Genomic DNA, 16,857 nt, shown 5'->3' with positions numbered 1-16,857 from the left:
GGGATAGTCAGATCTGATCATCGCCCCTCCCCTTCCCCGCGATGCATGACGTCCCCGGCTCGCTCCGCTTGACCCCCGCGTTCCCGTTCGTCGGCCGGGCCACCGAGCTGGCGTTGCTCCGCAGCCTGCTCCCGCGCGGAGATGGCGACGGCCGCCGCGTCGCGCTGCTCGGCGGTGAGCCGGGCTCAGGCAAGAGCCGGCTGGTGCGCGAGCTGGCCGCGGAGGCGGCCGCCCAGGGCGTGCTCGTGCTCTCGGGCTCCTGCGACGGGGTCGTCCGCACGCCCTACGGGGCGTTCGTCGAGGCGCTCGACCAGCTCGTCCGCGCGACGGACCCCGAGCAGCTGCGCACCGCGCTCGGCGGCAGCGGCGACCTGATCCGGCTGTTGCCCGACCTGCAGGTGCGCGTCGGCGAGCTCCCGCCGCCGGTGCACGCCGACCCGGACACCGAGCGCCACCGGCTCCACACCGCGGTCGGGCACCTCCTGACCGGACTCGCGCGCCCGCTCCTGCTCGTGCTCGAGGACGGGCACTGGGCCGACGCGCCCACGCTGCTGCTGCTCCGCTATCTCGCGCGGGCGAGGCCGGAGGCGCCCATGCTCCTGCTCGCCACATTCCGCGACGCCGAGTCCGACGTGCCGTTCGCGCTCGCCGAGATCCTCGCCGACCTGCGCCGCACCGACGGGGTCGTCCGGATGCGGCTTGACGGGCTCACCGGAGACGAGGTGACCGAGTTCATCCGCCGCGCCGCCGGCACCGCCGGACCGCCTGAGCTGGCCCGCGCGATCTTCGACCTGACCGGCGGCAACCCGTTCCTCGTCTGCGAGCTGTGGCGCGCGCTCGCCGAGACCGGCGCGGTCGAGCTCGACGGCGGCGAGCTGCGGCTGACGCGCTCGCCGACGGACCTCGGCACACCGGAGAGCGTGCGCGAGGTCGTCAGCCAGCGGCTCGCGCGGCTCGCGCCGGCGACGACTCAGCTGCTCGAGCTGGCCGCCGTGGCCGGCGCGGAGTTCCAGCTCGACGTGATCCGCCGCGCGGGCGTCCCGGACGCCGACCTGCTGCCGGCGCTCGACGAAGCGGTGCACAGCGGGATGCTCGAGGAGCTCCAATCACGCACGCTCGCCTACCGCTTCACGCACGAGCTCGTGCGACGCGCCCTGTACGACCGGCTCACCGGGATCCGCCGCGCCGAGCTGCACCTGCTCGTCGGCGAGGCGCTGGAGCGCGCCGAGGAGCGCTCGCGCCGCGCGATCGCGGACCTCGCGCACCACTTCGCTGCCGCCGCGCCGCTCGCAGGCCCTGAGCGCGGCGTCGAGTACAACGTTCACGCCGCCCGGGCGGCGACCGGCGCGCTGGCGTTCGACGAGGCGATCGCGCGGCTGCGCACCGCGCTGGACCTGCGGATCGAGAGCCCACGCCGCCGCGCCGAGGTCCTGCTCGAGCTCGGCACCGCCGGCCACCGCGCCGGCAAGGCGCCCGACGCGCAGGAGGCGTTCCGCTCCACGGCCGAGATCGCCCGCGAGCTGGGCGACACCGACCTGCTCGCGCGCGCCGCCATCGGCTACGAGGACGCGTGCTGGCGCCCGGGCATCCCCGACCCCCGCGCCGTCGAGCTGCTGGAGGAGGCCGCCGCCGGGCTCGGCGAGACGAGCTCGGAGCTGCGCGTGCGGCTGCTCGCCGGGCTGGCCCGGGCACTGGACTTCCGCGGCGACCACGAGCGCGGGGAGGTGGTGCGCCACAGCGCCGCCGGCATGGCACGGCGCCTGGGCGACCGCGCCGGCCTTGCGACGGTGCTGATGCGCGCCTACTGGTCGCGCGGGCTCAACCCGCTCGACCGGATTCTCGCGATGCTCGACGAGGCCGCCGGGATCGGCGAAGAGCTCGCCGACACCGAGATCCGCGCCGAGGCGATGGCGTGGCGCGTGCCGACCTACGTGGCGCTCGGCGACCTCGAGGCCGCGCGGCGCGAGGTGGCGGCGCTCAGCGCGATCGCCGAGCGGACCGCCCAGCCGTTCGTCATCCACGTCGCCGAGCACTACGCGTCCGCGATCGCCCTCGGCGACGGTCGCCTGGGGCAGGCCGACGCGCACGCGCGCCGCTCGCACGAGTGGAGCCGGCTGCTGACCGGGCGCGACGCCTCCGGCGTCTACGGCATCCAGATGTTCGGCATCCGGCGCGAGCAGGGGCGCCTGGAGGAGCTCGCGCCCGCGCTGCGGCTGCTTGCGGCGCAGGGCCGCGCGTGGCGGCCGGGGCTCGTCGCCGTGCTCGCCGAGCTGGGCATGGAAGGCGAGGCGCGGCGCGAGCTCGCGCGCGTCGCCGCCGATGGGCTGGACCCGCTGCGCGACTCGATCTGGGTCGCCTCGCTCACCTACCTCACCGACGCCGCGGCGGCGCTGGGCGACGAGACGATCGCCGCGCTCGTCTACCCGGAGCTCGAGCCGCACAGCGGCGCGACGGTGATGATCGGCCACCTGGTGTCCTGCTACGGCGCCGCCGACCGCTACCTCGGGATGCTCGCGACGACGCTCGGCGAGTGGGAACGCGCCGAGACGCACTTCGAGCGCGCGACCGAGCTCAACCGCCGCACCGGCATGGTCACATGGTTGGCGCATACGTACCAACAGCACGCGCGGGCGCGGCTCGCGCGCGGCGACCGCGGCGGCGCCGAGGCGCTGGTGGGCCGCGCCGCGGCGCTCGCCGAGACGGCCGGGCTGCCCGCCCTGCTCACGCGCGTCCGCGCGCTCGGCGCCCCCGCCTGGGCGGCGACGCTGCCCGATGGCCTGTCCTCGCGCGAGGTCCAGATCCTCGCGCTCGTCGCGCGCGGGCTCAGCAACCGCGAGATCGGCGGCACGCTGTCGATCAGCGAGCACACGGCCGCCAACCACGTCCGCAGCATCCTGCGCAAGACCGGCTGCGCGAACCGCACCCAGGCCGCGACCTACGCGCACCGGCACGGGCTGGTCGAGGCGTAGCCGCGGGGGTACGATCGATCGATCATGCCGCTGTATGTCATCGAGCGAACATTTCCCGAGGACGTCGACCTGTCCGGAGAGGACGTTCGGCTGATCGACGAGATCAACGCCGACGAGGGCGTCCGCTGGCTCTTCTCGTTCCTCAGCGCGGACCGGCGCAAGACCTACTGCCTCTACGAGGCGCCGTCGGCGGAGGCGATCGTGGCGGCGGCCAGGCGGGCCAACGTGCCCGCCGACGAGGTGATCGAGGTCGGTCCTGCCGCCCCCGAGCTCGCCGGCCGGCTCGCTGATTACGCCGCGGGCGTCAAGCCCGCGGCAGGCTGAGCGCCGTCAGTCCTCGTCGGCGCCGACGACCGGCTCGGCCGGCGCGTCCGCACGCTGCGCGGCGGCCTCGGCCTTGCGCGCGTCCTTCTTGGCCTGCTTTTGCAGCCGGCGCTCGCGTAACGCGTTCTCGCGGTTGAGCTTCGCGAAGGTGGTCTTCTTCTTGGCGTTGGACGCCATAAGTGCCCCGACCTCCGGCTAGATCGCCTGGACGTTTGCGGCGTTGGGGCCCTTGGGCCCTTCCGTCGCGTCGTAGCTGACCTTCGCGCCCTCGGCGAGCGTCTTGAAGCCGCTGCCGGCGATGCCGCTGTGGTGCACGAACAGGTCCTTGCCCTGGTCGTCGGGCGTGATGAACCCGAAGCCCTTGTCGTCGCTGAACCACTTCACGGTTCCAGTTGCCATCGGTTCCCTCCCGGGAGATATGTGCGGGCGATACGCGGAGGTGCGGTGGCAACTACTACGAACGCGGGCACTGCTTTCGACGGGCTGGCTGCCCGCCGCGGTTCCGCCGAACTGTAGCGGATCGATCCGGACGAGCGCCGTCTGCTTCTTCGTCACGTTGGTGACGCAATGGCAACACCGTCCAGTTTGCGGGTGCCATCATCGCTCGTCGATGACCGTTCTGGAAGTTCGCCCCCAGCGGGCGGAGTGGGTCGTGATGAGCGACCGCCGCGACACGCCGCTCTCCTCGCACGCGACCGCGGACGCCGCCGTGCGCGCCGCCCGATCGGTGCTCGAGCGAGAGCCCGAAGCGGAGCTCATCGTGCGCGATCGGTACTCGCGCACGATGTCCCACTCGCACCGCAGGCGCTAGCGACGGGCGCCTTGCGCGCCGTCTCCGCGTCGCCCCACACGTCAACCGAGCCGTAGGTCAGCTTCGCGAGCTTGGCAGGAACGCCTGCGTGCAGAGCGCCCCCACCTTGCGCACCGGAAGCGAACCTCGCCGCGTGCGTGCGGAAGCGGACCGGACGTCCCGGCGTCATCTTCAGCATGAGCCCCGAAGCAGAGCCGGCGACCCTCACGGCCGCCTTCTTCCGTGCCGTCTCGTTCGCGCCGGGCCGGCGGCCGGACTACGACGCGATCCGCGAGCTGTTCATCCCGGGCGGCCGGCTGATCCGCGCGCCGGAGATCGCGAGCGTGGACGAGTTCATCGCGCCCCGTCGCGCGCTCGTCGAGTCCGGCGCGCTGACCGCGTTCGAGGAGATCGAGCTCGCGCACATCACCGAGGTCTTCGGCACGGTCGCGCACCGGCTGAGCACGTATGCCAAGGGCGGGACGCTGGACGGCGTGGACTTCGCGGCGCGCGGCGTCGTCTCGACCCAGTTCGTGCGCACGCCCGGCGGCTGGAGGATGAGCTCGATGGCGTGGGACGACGAGCGCCCGGGCCTACCGCTGCCCGAGCGCTACGCAGCCTGACTGACACCGCTGCGTCAGGCCGGCGTGGTGAGGGCGCCGGCGACGGCCCGCAGGTCCTGCAGGAACGCCTCATAGGCCGCGGCGCGATCGTCGCCCGCGCGCAGGATCGAGGACGGGTGCACGGTGACCATCACGACATCGGCGAGGTCTGAGTCCAGCGGCACGCCGCGGTCCCGCGTCACGCGCACCTTGCTGCCCAGCAGGCCCTGGGCGGCGACCGCGCCGAGGCAGACGAGCACGCGCGGGCGGACGACGGCCAGTTCGGCGTCGAGCCAGGGCCGGCAGGCCTGCACGTGCTCGCGCTCGGGCCGCTGGTGGATCCGGCGCTTGCCGCGCGCGCGGAAGCGGAAGTGCTTGACGACGTTGGTCAGGTACACATCGGAGCGCTCGATGCCCGCCTCGCGCAGGCCGCGGTCCAGCATCGCGCCCGCCGGCCCGACGAACGGATGCCCCTCGATGTCCTCGCGATCGCCCGGCTGCTCGCCGACCAGCATCGCCCGCGCGCGTGTGGGACCCTCGCCGAGCACCGCCTGCGTCGTGCCCTTATAGAGCTCGCACGCACGGCACTCCTGCACGGCTTCGCGCAGCTTCGGCAGCGACGGCTTCTCCGGTACAGGCGCGGGCTCCATGCTTTCCTGCCTACCCGGGTATCCCGCGCGCATGCGCATCGGCTACTTCCTCTCCAGCGAGGAGCACGGTCCCCTCGAGCTCGTCCGCCAGGCGCGGCTCGCCGAGCAGGCCGGGTTCCACGGGCTGTGGATCTCCGACCACTACCACCCGTGGATCGACGCCCAAGGGCAGAGCCCGTTCGTGTGGTCGACGATCGGCGCGCTCGCCGAGGCGACCGACCTGCCCGTGACCACCGCCGTGACGTGCCCCACGGTCCGCATCCACCCGGCCGTGATCGCGCAGGCGGCGGCGACCTCGGCCGTGTTGCTCGAGGGCCGCTTCGCGCTCGGCGTGGGCAGCGGCGAGGCGCTCAACGAGCACATCCTCGGCGACCGCTGGCCATCCGCCGACGTGCGCCTGGAGATGCTCGAGGAGGCGGTCGAGGTGATCCGCGGACTCTGGGAGGGCGGCATGTACGAGCACCACGGCCGCCACTACACGGTCGAGAACGCGCGCATCTACACGCTGCCGGACGCGCCGCCGCCGATCCTCGTCTCCGGCTTCGGCCCGAAGTCGATCGCGCTCGCCGGCCGCATCGGCGACGGCTACGTCTCCACGATGCCCGACGCCGACGCGCTCGCGCGCTTCCACGCCGCCGGCGGCGAGGGCAAGCCGGCGCAGGCGGGGACGAAGGTCTGCTGGGGCGCCGACGAGGCCGAGTGCCGCGCCCGCGCGCACCGCCTGTGGCCGAACGAGGCGGTCGGCGGCGAGCTGCCGCAGGTCCTCCCCACGCCGGCCCACTTCGAGCAGGCCTCGGAGCTCGTTACCGAGGACGTCATCGCGGAGTCCGTCCCGTGCGGCCCCGACATCGAGCGCCACGTCGCCGCGCTGAAGCAGTTCCAGGACGCAGGCTTCGACGAGCTCTACGTCCAGCAGATCGGCGGCGGCGACGAGGCGTTCTTCGAGACCTTCTCCCGCGAGGTGCTCCCCCGATTGTCCTAGACGACCGTCTCGATCGTCTCGATCGGCTCCAGCTGCGCGATCTCCGCGCGCCGGTCCTCCCAGTGCGGCGGGATGCACATGTGCGTCCCGAGCTCGTCCTCGGCCTCGTCGATCAGGAAGCCGGCCTCGGTCGAATAGGCGAACTCGAACAGGGCGCCGCCTGGCGTGCGGCAATAGACGGAGAAGAAGTAGCCGCGGTCCTTGACGTCGGAGACGTCGGTGAAGCCGAGGCCGACGATGTAGTCCTTGACGCGCAGCTGGTTCTCCGGCGTGGAGACGTCGAAAGCCTGGTGGTGGATCGTGCCCTCACCGAAGCTCCACGTCCCCTGCGGGCGGTCGGGCTCCTCGACGAGCTCGATGATGCGGCCGTGGCCGTCGGCGGTGCCGATCCGGTACTGGTGGTGCGGGCCCTCGGAGCTCACGTGCTCGGCGTTCATGCCCTCGCGCAGGAAGAAGTCCATCGGCTCGGGCTCGCGCACGGACGTCGTGGTCCCGAACGCGCCGCGGATCGCGTGCTCGACCGGCACATCGGAGCCGGCGTAGGGCTCGCGGGGGTCCGGGTCGGTCTCCCCCACGATCGCGTACGGGATCCCGCACGGGTGCGCGAACTCCAGGCGCTGCGTCCTGAACCGCTCGACCTCGGTGCGCTCGATGCCGGCCGCCTGCAGCCGGTCGGCCCAGAAGCCGATCGCCTCCTTCGGCACGGCCAGGTTGAGCGTGCGCAGCTGGTTGGTCCCGCGCTTGCCCATCCAGCCGGCCTGGCGGTACGGGAAGGCCGTCAGGATCGTGCTCGCGTCGCCGACGCGGTTGCCGTAGTAGAGGTGGTAGATCGGGATCTCGCCGTCGAACAGCACCGTCTTCTTGACGCTCTTGAGCCCCAGCGTGCGCACGTGGAAGTCGTAGTCCTCCTGCGCGCCGCCGACGCAGAACGTCAGATGGTGCGTGCCTACGATGGTGCCCGGGTTCGGCATCGGTTCTCCTCCTCGGAAGGGATCGGTTCCGAACGTACCAGGCGCCGGAACCGGGCGCACATCTGTGCGCTTGGCGAACACGACGGGTGCCCGGCGGCGACGGGCCGGGAGCGGCCGCGGGTCGTCGGGGCACCGGAACCGCCGCCTCAGACTTGGCTGCTGCGGAGCTTCGCGCGCCCCTCTCCCCGCTCGACCTGACCGGCCCGAGCGTCGCCGGCGGGGTGAGGGCGGTCGCGGCGCGTCCGCGCGTGCCGCCGGGGTGGCGTCCGTCGCGCGCCGCGGCCGCGGGCGCGCCGCCGAGGTCGGGTCCGTTGCCCGCGGTGGTCTCCGCGTCGCGGGTTCTCGGGCCGGCGAACGGCGTTGGTAAGGGAGTGGGTCAGGTTGCGTGCGCGGTTTGCCAGGCCGCGGGATCGATTCGGGCGGGCGTGGCGAGGGGTGCGCGACGAAACTTCGAATAGTTCGAAGGTTCGTAGGGCACCACCCGGGACTCGTGCGCGACGGTGATCGCTCGTGCGCGAGAAGACCGCACCGCTGATCGAGCCTGACCGTCAGGCCGCCGCGCCCGATAGACCCGCGCTCCTCACCAGCGCAGCTCGCCGATCCCGCCGCGCGCCCGCAGGGTCCGCGGGTGACGTGGGCTCGTGCGCGGCGATGGTTGCTCGCGGCGCACCGGCACGAAATGCAAGCAAGCGTTGGACCCCGCCACATTGGTGTCAGCGTTCTTGCGCGCATCGGATTTCTGTCCACATCCGTGGACAAGGCCCTTGCCCGCGTGCTCGGACGCCGGTAGATCTCCGCATTGAGCAGGAACGGAGCGCGTCGGATGCGGCGCCGTACAGCGTCGGGCACGGAGGCCCGGAGGTCGGAGGAGTCCATGAGGAGATTCTTGGTTGTGGCAGCGGCAGGCCTTGGCTTGGCCGTCTGCGCGTCGCCGGCGCACGCGGGGCCGTTCACGCTCGGCCCGCTCACCACTGCGTCGGGCTTGAGCCCGTTCGCTCCGGGCTGCGGCGGGCCTGGTGAGGCGGCGCCGGGGAGCGTCGTGTTCCAGAACGCCGAGGTGGAGACGCACGTGGCGGTCAACCCGACGAATTCCGCCAACGTCGTGGCGTTCTGGCAGCAGGATCGCTGGTCGGACGGCGGCTCGCACGGGAATCTCGCCGGCTACTCGTCCGACGGCGGCGTCACGTGGAGCCACAGCGCTCCGCGGTTCTCGCGCTGCGCGGGCGGCGCCGGGCTCGGCGAGGCGGGCGACTATGAGCGCGCGACCGACCCGTGGCTGTCGTTCAGCCCGAACGGCCGGCTGCACGCCATCACGATCGGCTTCGACAACTCGACCGCCCGCAACGCGATCCTCGCCGCGTACTCCGACACCGGAGGCGCGACCTGGAGCACGCCGCGGGTGCTGCGCTTCGACAATCCCCGCGCCGTCGGCAACAACTTCAACGACAAGGAGACGCTGACCGCGGATCCGTTCGACTCGTCGCTCGTGTACGCGACCTGGCAGCGGATCGTGTCGCCGAGCGAGTCGTCGTCGCAGAAGGCGTACGAGAACTCCGCCAGCTTCGCCTCGACCGCGTGGTTCGCGCGCTCGACGAACGGCGGCGAGTCATGGGAGCCCGCTCGCCCGATCTACAAGGAGCACGGCTCGCTGACGCAGACGATCGGCAACCAGGTCGACGTCCTCCCCGACGGCACGCTGATCAACGGCTTCGACCTCATCCACGCCGCCACCAACCGCCACGGCACGCGCGGCTACGACGTCGCGCTGGTCCGCTCGCCGGACAAGGGCGTGACCTGGTCGCGCGAGATCGTGGTCGACCGGCTGCTCGTCGACGACGTGACCGACGCCGACACCGGGCACGCGATCCGCACGGGCGACATCATTCCCGACTGGGCGGTCGACCGCAGCTCGAATCCGTCGACGCGCGGCAACCTCTACGCCGTCTGGATGGACGCGAGGTTCAATGACCTCGACCACAACGACATCCTGCTGTCGCGCTCGACCGACGGCGGCCTCACCTGGAGCGCGCCGGTCGTGGCCGACCACGCGCCGCGCGGCGTCGACGCCTTCAACGCGATGGTCGACGTCGACTCCCAGGGCCGCGTCGCCGTCTCGTACTACGACTTCCGCAACGACCGGCCCGGCGACGGCGTGCTGTCGACCGACGTCTGGGTGACCCACTCACACGACGGCGGGCAGACGTTCCCGGACGAGAGCCGACTGACGAGCGCCTCGTTCGACATGCGCACCGCGCCCGACGCGGGGGGTTACTTCGTCGGCGACTACTCCGGCCTGGATCACTTCGGCACGACGTTCCACCCGACGTGGGTCGGCGCCAACGACGGCAACACCGTCAACCGGACAGACGTGTTCCATCGCACGGCGCAGTGACGCCGGCAGCCGCCGCGGCCTCCCCGGCCGCGGCGGCCGCGCCCGGGCAGACTGTCTCGCGTGGACAACGCGCGGATCGCCGATCGCCTGGACGCGTTCGCGTCGCTGCTCGAGCTCGCCGACGCGAACCCGTACATGCCGCGCGCCTACCGCCGCGCGGCGGAGACGATCCGCGGCGCGCTCGTCCCCGTCGACGCCCTCGTGCGGGCCGGACGGGTCCGCGAGCTGCGCGGGATCGGCCCGGGGATCGAGACGCGGCTGCGCGAGCTGGTCGAGACGGGCGAGATCGCCGAGCTGGCCCAGCTCGAGCATGAGCTGGCGCCCGGGCTCGTCGGCCTCGGCCGCTTCCTCGGCCTGACCGCTAAGCGCTCGGTCGAGATCGCCCGGGCGCTCGGCATCCGCACGCCCGAGGAGCTGCGGGCGGCGGCGGCCGCCGGCCGGCTGCGGTCGGTGCCCGGAGTCGGGCCGAAGACCGAGGCGCGGCTGCTCGACGCGCTCGCCCGCGAGGCCGGGCCGCGCCCGCCGCGCCGGCTGCTGCTGAACCGTGCGCGCGAGCTCGTCGGAGGGATCGCGCTCGCCCTCGGCGGCGAGCCGGCCGGCGACGTGCGGCGGTGGCGCGACGCATGCGAGCGGCTCGCGGTCGTCTGCGCGGCCGCCGATCCGTCCCCGGTGCTGGCGCGCTTCGCGGAGCTGCCGCAGATCGTCGCGGTGATCGAGCGGGAAGAGCGGCGGGCGCTCGGCGTGACGGTCGAGGGCGTGCCGGTCGAGCTCGTCGCCGCCGAGCCCGGGCGCTTCGGCACCGCGCTCGTGCGCGCGACCGGCTCGCCCGCGTACGTCGCGGCGCTCGAGCCGCTGCCCGAGGCGCCCGACGAGGCGGCCGTCTACCGGGCGCTCGGCGTGCCGTGGGTCGCGCCGGAGCTGCGCGAGCGCCCGTACCGCGGCGAGCCTGCAGCCCTCGTCGAGCTGGACGACATCCGCGGCGACCTCCACTGCCACACGACGTGGTCGGACGGCAGGTTCACCGTCGAGGAGATGGGGCGCGCCGCCCGCGACCGGGGCTACGACTACGTCGCGATCTGCGACCACACACCGGCGGTCGGCGCCGTCCGCGGGCTCACCCCGGACGACGTGCGCCGCCAGGCCGAGGAGATCGCGGCGGCGAACGAGCGGCTGGCGCCGTTCCGGATCCTGCGCGGGATCGAGTGCGACATCCTGCCGGACGGCCGGCTCGATCTCCCCGACGACGTCCTCGCCGAGCTCGATTGGGTGCAGGCGAGCGTGCACGGCGGCCAGCGGATGCCGCGGGAGGAGATGACCAAGCGGGTGGAGGAGGCGCTGCGGAATCCCTCCGTCCGCTGCCTCAGCCACCCGAAGGGCCGGCTGATCGACCGCCGGCCCGAGAACGCGCTCGACCTCGAGCGCGTGTTCGGCGTCGCGCTCGAGGAGGGCGTCGCGCTCGAGGTCAACGGCCTCCCGGACCGGCTCGACCTCAGCGGCGAGCACGTCCGCGACGCGCTCCGGGCCGGCGTGCCGATCGTCTGCTCGACCGACGCGCACTCCATCCGCGGCCTCGGCAACATGACGCTCTCCGTGCACACGGCCCGCCGCGGCTGGGCGACGCGCGCGGACGTCGTGAACACGGGACCGCTGCAGGCGCTACTCGAGCCCCGGCAACCGGCCCGCTGAGCCGCCGCGGCGACCGGGCCGGATGCCCAGCGCGCGGCCCAGCACGATGAAGCACGCGACGATCGCCGCCGCCTCGATGCCGGCCGTCACCAGCGCCTGCCCGGCCGCGGCGTGCTCCGCCCGGTCGCGCAGGAACGCCGCGGCCGCGGCGGCGCAGGTCGTGACCAGGAGCAGCTGGGCTGCGCCGAGGGCCGGGATGGGCAGTGAGACGAGCCGTGCGAGATCTTCGAGCGGCGGACGGACGGCGTGGGCGCCCGAGCCGTCCAGCCGGCGGGCGAACGACCGCGCGCGCAGCACGCGGACGAGCGCGACGCAGACGAGCGCCGGGCCGGCGAGGATCAGCGGCGCGGAGCCGCTGCCAGGGACGGCGGCGCCCGCGGAGAACATCGTCACGCCGGCGGCCACGAGCGCGCAGCCGTTGCGGCGGGCGAGCAGCATCGCGTCCGCCGGGGGCATCGCCGAGCGGCGCAGGACGAGCGCCTGCACGAGCGCGAGCGCCGCGGCCACGCCGGCGACCTGCGCGGCGACGAAGAAGGCGATCGCCCACGCCGCGGGCGCCACGGCGCCGGGCGACGAGGCGTGGATCAGCGCGAGTGTCGAGCCGCCGGTCGCCAGCACGCCGGCGACGGTGGCGAACGTCGCCCGCACGCCGCGGCGGGCGGCGACCTCGGCGTCGAACGCCGCGGCGATCTCCGCCGGCGGCCCGAAGGCGCGCACGGCTTCCTCCTCCCCACGCTCGGCCATGCCGTCGGCGAGGTGATCGCGGCACTCGCGCAGGAACCGCCGCCGGGCCGCGCCGCGCACGCGCAGCGCCGCGCCGAGCTCGTCCAGGTAGCGCTCGGCCGTCATCCGAGCACCCGGTCGACGGCGCACGAGAACACCCGCCACTCCTGGCGCGACGCCTCCACCGCCCGGCGGCCGGCGGGCGTCAACCGGTAGATCCGCCGGCGGCGTCCATCGCCGCTGCCCCACGAGCTCTCCACGAGCCCTCCGCGCTCCAGCCGGTGCAGCGCGGGGTACAGCGAGCCCTCAGGGACGCCGAGCTCTCCGCCGCTGCGCTGCGCCAGCCGCCGGCCGAGCTCATAGCCGTGACCCGGCGCGCCGGCCAGCACGGCAAGCAGCAGCCCGTCGAGGTGGCCCCTGAGGAGATCGGCACGCATGCCGCGACTATACATCGGCAGCCTAGGCATAGCCAAGCGCGGCAAGCCGCAGGAGCGGCCCTCGTCTGCGTCTTCGCGCCGCTGACGATGCACCCCCCGCGCGAGGCGGTGACGGACGGCTACGCCAGCTCCGCGCCCTCGCGCAGCGCGGCGAGCTTGGCCCAGACGACGTCCGGGTCGACCGCCGCCTGGCCGACCCAGGTGCCGTAGCCGCAGTCGCTGCCGGCCTGGACGCGCTCGCGCCCGACCAGGTCCGTGTAGCGGCGGATCCGCTGGGCGATCAGCTCGGGATGCTCGATGAAGTTGCTCTTGGACTCGATCACGCCGGGGATCAGGACCTTGCCGTCGGGCAGCGCCACGTCCTCGAACAGCTTCCACTCGTGCGCGTGGCGCGGGTTGGCGGCCTCGAACGCGATCGCGTGCGGGCGCGCCTGGAAAACGAGGTCGACGATGTCGGCGAACGGTACGTCGCAATGGTGCGGGCCCTCGTAGTTGCCCCAGCACACGTGCATGCGCATCCGCTCCGGGGCGATGTTCGCGGTCGCGTGGTTGAGGGCCTCGACGTTCAGGCGCGCCTCGTCGCGGAACTGCTCGAGCGAGCGGTCGGCGAACTGGATGTGGCGGCCCATGCCGAGGTCCGGGCAGTCGATCTGCAGCATCAAGCCGGCGGCCGCGATCGCCTCGTACTCGACGCGCATCGCGTCGGCGATCGCGTACACGTACTCCTCGCGCGTCGCGTAGTGGTCGTTGCGGAAGAACAGCGCGATGACGCCGGGCGAGGCGGCGTTCATGAACGCGCCCTCGACCTCGACGTCCCGCAGCGCCGCGGCGAGGTGCGCGGTGTCGGCGACCACCGCCCCGGGGTCGCGGACCGAGATCGGGCCGTCGCACGCCGGCGTGCGGCGGCGCGAGCGCCCCGGATCGCCGAAGACCTTGCGCTGCAGGTTCGGGAAGTCGACGAGGTCGGCGTAGGTCAGCGGCTGGCTGGTGCCGCCGAAGCCCTCCAGCCGGTCGGAGATGTAGGTCACGTAGCTCGGCTTGCTCATCTCGCCGTCGCTGACGACATCCACCCCGGCCTCGACCTGCTTGCGGACGACCTCGGCGACCGCCTGGCGCGTGCGCGCCTCGAGCGCGATCGGATCGACCGGCACGCCCTCCTGCTTGGCGAACATCGTGCGGATCAGGTCGTCGGGCCGCGGGAGGCTCCCGACGTGGGTGGTGAGGACGCGGCTCACAGGCGCGAGGAGACGTGCTCGACGGTGTTGGTCAGGTGCATGCGGGTGGCCGCCGCCGCGCGCTCGGGCTCGCGCGCGAGACAGGCGGAGAGGATCTCGCGGTGCTCGGCGTCCAACCGCTCGACGGGGAAGTCGGCGGCGGCGCGGTAGATGTGCAGGTAGGCGCTCGAGGCGTCGCGCAGCCCGGCGATCATCTCCACCAGCCGGCGGCGGCCGCAGTGCTCGTACAAGGTCGTGTGGAAGCGCTGGTTGAGCGCGATGTAGCGGGCGGCGGCCGGCCCCGTGCGCATCTCGTCGAGCATCGACTCCAGCGGTGGCGCCCACGCCGGGTCGAACCGCTCGGCGGTCTTGGCGGCGGCCAGCGCCTCCAGCGCCGCGCGGATCTCGTAATGCTCGCGCAGGTCCTCCACGCTGGGCAGGAAGACGACCGCGCCGCGCTGCGGGTGCAGCCGGACCAGCCCTTCGCGCTGGAGCGTCGCGAGCGCCTCGCGCACCGGCGTCGTGCTGACGCCGTAGCGCCGCGCGATCTCCACCTGGCGCAGCTTGCTGCCGGGCTCCCGCTCCCCGGCGACGATCTCCGCCCGCAGGCGCGCGGCGACATGCCCGGCGACGGTGCGCGGCGCGGTGAGCGTCATGCGCGGAAGTATTGACATCCGCACCAGGAATGTGCAAATTCCTGGAGGCCGAGCTTCGGAGGAGGAGAACGCATGAAGCAGCCGCTCAAGGGACCGCACCACTTCACCGGGATCACGCGCGACGTCACCGCGAACGTGGACTTCTGGTGCCGCATCATGGGACTGCGGTTCGTCAAGAACACGCTGAACTTCGAGACGACGTTCCGCTATCACACCTACTTCGGCGACGAGGAGGGCAACCCCGGCAGCGTCGTCACCTTCCTCGAGTTCAAGGAGGCCAAGCCGGGCGTGCCCGGCGACGGCGACATCCAGCGCCTCGTCCTTCGCGTCGCGTCCTACGACTCGCTCGAATATTGGATGGACAGATTGATCGCGGCGCAGACTCACAGCGAGATGTTGCGCCTGGATCCGACGCAGCCGCAGTCGCTCGTCTTCCACGACCCTGAGCACCACGAGGTCGAGCTGATGGTGTCCGACGCGACCGACGCGCCGCTGGTCGCCGGCGCCGAGGACATCCCCGCCGAGCACCGCATCCTCGGCATCGAGGGCGCGCGCTCGTTCACGACGCTCGAGGAGCAGCTGCCGTTCGCGCAGCACCTCGGCTTCCGCCAGGACGGCACGCGGCTCGTGCTCGACGGCGAGCGCTCCGGCCGCTGGTACTTCTCCGAGCCGCCTGGCCTCCCGAGCGGCGACGGCCGCGTCGGCGTCTGGCACCACATCGCCTACGACGCGGGCGACGGCGCCGAGGTCCAGCGGGCGCGCGACGAGGCCAACGAGGGCGTGCGGCCGTGGACGCGGATCTTCGACCACTACTTCTTCGACTCGTGCTACTCGATGTCTCCCGGAGGGCGGATGGAGATCTGCACGACCGGGCCTGGATTTCAGCTCGACGAGAGGCTCGAGGACCTCGGAGACCGGCTCTGCCTCTCGCCTCGAGTGGAGCCGCTTCGCGCCAAGCTCGAAGCCGAGCTGACGCCGATCGTCAACCCGCGCCCGCGCTCGAAGAAGAAGGGCGCGAAGAAGCCGGAGCCGGCCGCCGACGGCGTGCCCGCGGCCGTCTGATGGACGTCGTCGACATCGCCGGCCGCGTCCTGTTCGCGCTCGTCTTCTGGCAGAACGGCTACCGGCAGCTCGCGAACCGCGCCGGCTCGGTCGCGTACGCGAAGTCCTTCGGCGCGCCGAATCCGGAGGTCAGCGTCCCGGTGACCGGCGTCGTCATGCTCGCCGGCGGCGCGCTGCTGGTCCTCGGCATCTGGCCCGACCTCGCGGTGCTCGCGCTCGCCGCGTTCGTCGTGGCCGCGGCGCTCGTCGCGCACCGCTACTGGGAGGAGAACGACTTCGGCATGCGCGCGGGCCAGGAGGCGCAGTTCATGAAGAACATCGCGCTGGCCGGCGCGTGCCTGTTCATGTTCGCGATCTTCAACCGCTTCGGGGACGATCTCCCGGGACTTACGGGGCCGCTGTTCTGACGAGCTTCGCACCGGCCACGAGCGCCTCCAGCTTGCCGTAGGCGGACGCCCGCGAGAGGTACTTCATCCCGCAGTCCGGAGCGGCGACGACGTCGCGCGTGTAGGGCAGCGCGCGCTCGATCCGGGCCGCGACCTCCTCCGGCGTCTCGACCCGCTCGTCGTCGAGGGCGAGCACCCCGAGGACGATCGTCTTGCCCGCCAGGTCCTCCAGGACCGAGAGGTCGAGCTTCGCCTGTGCGCTCTCGATCGAGATCTGCTCGACCGGCGCGGCGGCCAGCTCCGGCAGGAACCGGTAGCGGCGTGCGTGGTCCGGAACGAACAGCGGGTAGCCGAAGCAGATGTGCAGGGCGGTCGTGCCGCGCACGCCGTCGAGCGCGCGCTGCAGCGTCTCGATCCCGTACGCGCGGGCGTCGTCGGCGCGCGACTCCATCCACGGCTCGTCGAGCTGCACGATGTCCGCCCCGGCCGCGAACAGGTCGGCGATCTCCTCGCGGACGGCGTCGGCGAACGCGAATGCGACCTCCTGCGGATGGTCGTAGAAGTCGTTCTGCGCCTGCGCGGCCATCGTGAACGGGCCCGGCACGGTGACCTTGATCGCGCGGTCTGTCGCCGAGCGCAGGAACTCGACGTCGCGCACCTGGACAGGGCCGCGCCGGCGGATCGGGCCGACCACGCGCGGCACCGCGAGGGGGTTGCCGCTGCGGTCCGGCACGCTTCCCGGCGTGTCGAGGTCCAGCCCCTCGAGCGCGGAGACGAAGAAGTTCGAGTAGCTCTCGCGCCGCATCTCGCCGTCGGTGACGACGTCGAGGCCCGCGCGTTCCTGGTCGCGCAGCGCCATCAGCACCGCGGCGTCCTGCGCCTCCTGGAGGTACGCGGGGTCCACCCGCCAGATCTCGCGGGCGCGGACGCGCGCGGGACTGCGCCCGCGGAGCTTCTCCCGGTCGACGAGCCACTCGGGCTGGGGGTAGGAGCCGACGAGGCTGGTGAGCATC

The 16,857-nt window shown here is 73.0% G+C and carries 18 protein-coding genes; 9 read left to right on the top strand and 9 right to left on the bottom strand.

Annotated elements, in window-relative coordinates; translation table 11 throughout:
• Positions 1-41 precede the first annotated feature (41 nt).
• Positions 42-2,969 carry an ATP-binding protein gene (locus H958_RS0126020; protein ID WP_028060785.1) on the top strand — a complete coding sequence of 976 codons (2,928 nt, stop codon included), beginning with the start codon at positions 42-44 and terminating at the stop codon, positions 2,967-2,969.
• A 24-nt stretch (positions 2,970-2,993) separates the two neighbouring features.
• Positions 2,994-3,293 carry a DUF4242 domain-containing protein gene (locus H958_RS0126015; protein ID WP_028060784.1) on the top strand — a complete coding sequence of 100 codons (300 nt, stop codon included), beginning with the start codon at positions 2,994-2,996 and terminating at the stop codon, positions 3,291-3,293.
• Positions 3,294-3,299: 6 nt separating this feature from the next.
• Here the strand turns inward: H958_RS0126015 and H958_RS46840 are convergent, their stop codons facing one another.
• Both H958_RS46840 and H958_RS0126005 read right to left on the bottom strand, forming a co-directional pair.
• Complete coding sequence (locus tag H958_RS46840; protein WP_156028284.1) at positions 3,300-3,470, bottom strand: hypothetical protein; 171 nt, start codon at positions 3,468-3,470, stop codon at positions 3,300-3,302.
• A gap of 18 nt (positions 3,471-3,488) precedes the next feature.
• Entirely contained in the window at positions 3,489-3,692 is a 204-nt protein-coding gene (locus tag H958_RS0126005) for a cold-shock protein (protein WP_028060783.1), read from the bottom strand.
• A gap of 211 nt (positions 3,693-3,903) precedes the next feature.
• Between H958_RS0126005 and H958_RS46835 the strand changes: the two genes are divergently transcribed.
• Both H958_RS46835 and H958_RS0125995 read left to right on the top strand, forming a co-directional pair.
• Positions 3,904-4,104, top strand: coding sequence for a DUF2188 domain-containing protein (locus H958_RS46835; protein WP_156028283.1), 201 nt, complete (start codon positions 3,904-3,906; stop codon positions 4,102-4,104).
• Positions 4,105-4,280: 176 nt separating this feature from the next.
• Complete coding sequence (locus H958_RS0125995) at positions 4,281-4,706, top strand: hypothetical protein (protein ID WP_028060782.1); 426 nt, start codon at positions 4,281-4,283, stop codon at positions 4,704-4,706.
• A 14-nt stretch (positions 4,707-4,720) separates the two neighbouring features.
• Here H958_RS0125995 and H958_RS0125990 read toward each other — a convergent pair whose 3' ends face one another.
• Entirely contained in the window at positions 4,721-5,335 is a 615-nt protein-coding gene (locus H958_RS0125990) for a UdgX family uracil-DNA binding protein (RefSeq protein ID WP_037411466.1), read from the bottom strand.
• 31 nt (positions 5,336-5,366) lie between these two features.
• Here H958_RS0125990 and H958_RS0125980 point away from each other — a divergent pair, with 31 nt between their 5' ends.
• On the top strand, positions 5,367-6,317 hold the full coding sequence (locus H958_RS0125980) for an LLM class F420-dependent oxidoreductase (protein WP_028060780.1): 951 nt from the start codon (positions 5,367-5,369) through the stop codon (positions 6,315-6,317).
• On the opposite strand, the gene H958_RS0125975 is transcribed toward H958_RS0125980, so the two are convergent.
• Entirely contained in the window at positions 6,314-7,288 is a 975-nt protein-coding gene (locus H958_RS0125975) for a VOC family protein (RefSeq protein WP_028060779.1), read from the bottom strand. The genes H958_RS0125980 and H958_RS0125975 overlap by 4 nt on opposite strands.
• A 913-nt stretch (positions 7,289-8,201) precedes the next feature.
• Here H958_RS0125975 and H958_RS0125970 point away from each other — a divergent pair.
• Together H958_RS0125970 and H958_RS0125965 are read left to right on the top strand one after the other, a co-directional pair.
• A complete protein-coding gene (locus tag H958_RS0125970) occupies positions 8,202-9,680 on the top strand; it encodes a sialidase family protein (RefSeq protein ID WP_051324829.1) in 1,479 nt (492 codons plus the stop codon).
• Between the two features lie 60 nt (positions 9,681-9,740).
• Positions 9,741-11,366: a helix-hairpin-helix domain-containing protein gene (locus tag H958_RS0125965; RefSeq protein ID WP_028060777.1), complete on the top strand. Its 1,626-nt coding sequence runs from the start codon at positions 9,741-9,743 to the stop codon at positions 11,364-11,366.
• On the opposite strand, the gene H958_RS0125960 is transcribed toward H958_RS0125965, so the two are convergent.
• The 4 genes from H958_RS0125960 to H958_RS40440 all read right to left on the bottom strand — a co-directional run bounded on the left by H958_RS0125960 (position 11,337) and on the right by H958_RS40440 (position 14,396).
• Positions 11,337-12,215, bottom strand: a complete 879-nt coding sequence (locus H958_RS0125960; RefSeq protein ID WP_028060776.1) for an HAAS signaling domain-containing protein — start codon at positions 12,213-12,215, stop codon at positions 11,337-11,339. The genes H958_RS0125965 and H958_RS0125960 overlap by 30 nt on opposite strands.
• Entirely contained in the window at positions 12,212-12,526 is a 315-nt protein-coding gene (locus tag H958_RS0125955; protein WP_028060775.1) for a PadR family transcriptional regulator, read from the bottom strand. Before H958_RS0125955 ends, H958_RS0125960 begins: the two co-directional genes overlap by 4 nt.
• A gap of 119 nt (positions 12,527-12,645) precedes the next feature.
• A complete protein-coding gene (locus tag H958_RS0125950; RefSeq protein WP_028060774.1) occupies positions 12,646-13,761 on the bottom strand; it encodes a cobalamin-independent methionine synthase II family protein in 1,116 nt (371 codons plus the stop codon).
• Positions 13,758-14,396, bottom strand: a complete 639-nt coding sequence (locus H958_RS40440) for a GntR family transcriptional regulator (protein WP_051324828.1) — start codon at positions 14,394-14,396, stop codon at positions 13,758-13,760. The genes H958_RS0125950 and H958_RS40440 overlap by 4 nt, the downstream gene beginning before the upstream one ends.
• Before the next feature lie 72 nt (positions 14,397-14,468).
• Between H958_RS40440 and H958_RS40435 the strand changes: the two genes are divergently transcribed.
• Together H958_RS40435 and H958_RS0125935 are read left to right on the top strand one after the other, a co-directional pair.
• On the top strand, positions 14,469-15,458 hold the full coding sequence (locus tag H958_RS40435; RefSeq protein WP_051324827.1) for a VOC family protein: 990 nt from the start codon (positions 14,469-14,471) through the stop codon (positions 15,456-15,458).
• On the top strand, positions 15,458-15,865 hold the full coding sequence (locus tag H958_RS0125935) for a DoxX family protein (RefSeq protein ID WP_028060773.1): 408 nt from the start codon (positions 15,458-15,460) through the stop codon (positions 15,863-15,865). Before H958_RS40435 ends, H958_RS0125935 begins: the two co-directional genes overlap by 1 nt.
• Here H958_RS0125935 and H958_RS0125930 read toward each other — a convergent pair.
• Entirely contained in the window at positions 15,846-16,856 is a 1,011-nt protein-coding gene (locus H958_RS0125930) for a 5-methyltetrahydropteroyltriglutamate--homocysteine methyltransferase (RefSeq protein WP_037411690.1), read from the bottom strand. The two genes, H958_RS0125935 and H958_RS0125930, sit on opposite strands and share 20 nt — an antisense overlap.
• Between the last annotated feature and the right edge of the window lies 1 nt (position 16,857).

The sequence above is a fragment of the Candidatus Solirubrobacter pratensis genome (assembly GCF_000425945.1).
GTDB classification, from domain to species: Bacteria; Actinomycetota; Thermoleophilia; order Solirubrobacterales; family Solirubrobacteraceae; genus Solirubrobacter; species Solirubrobacter pratensis.
This window is presented reverse-complemented; position numbering and strand designations above follow the sequence as displayed.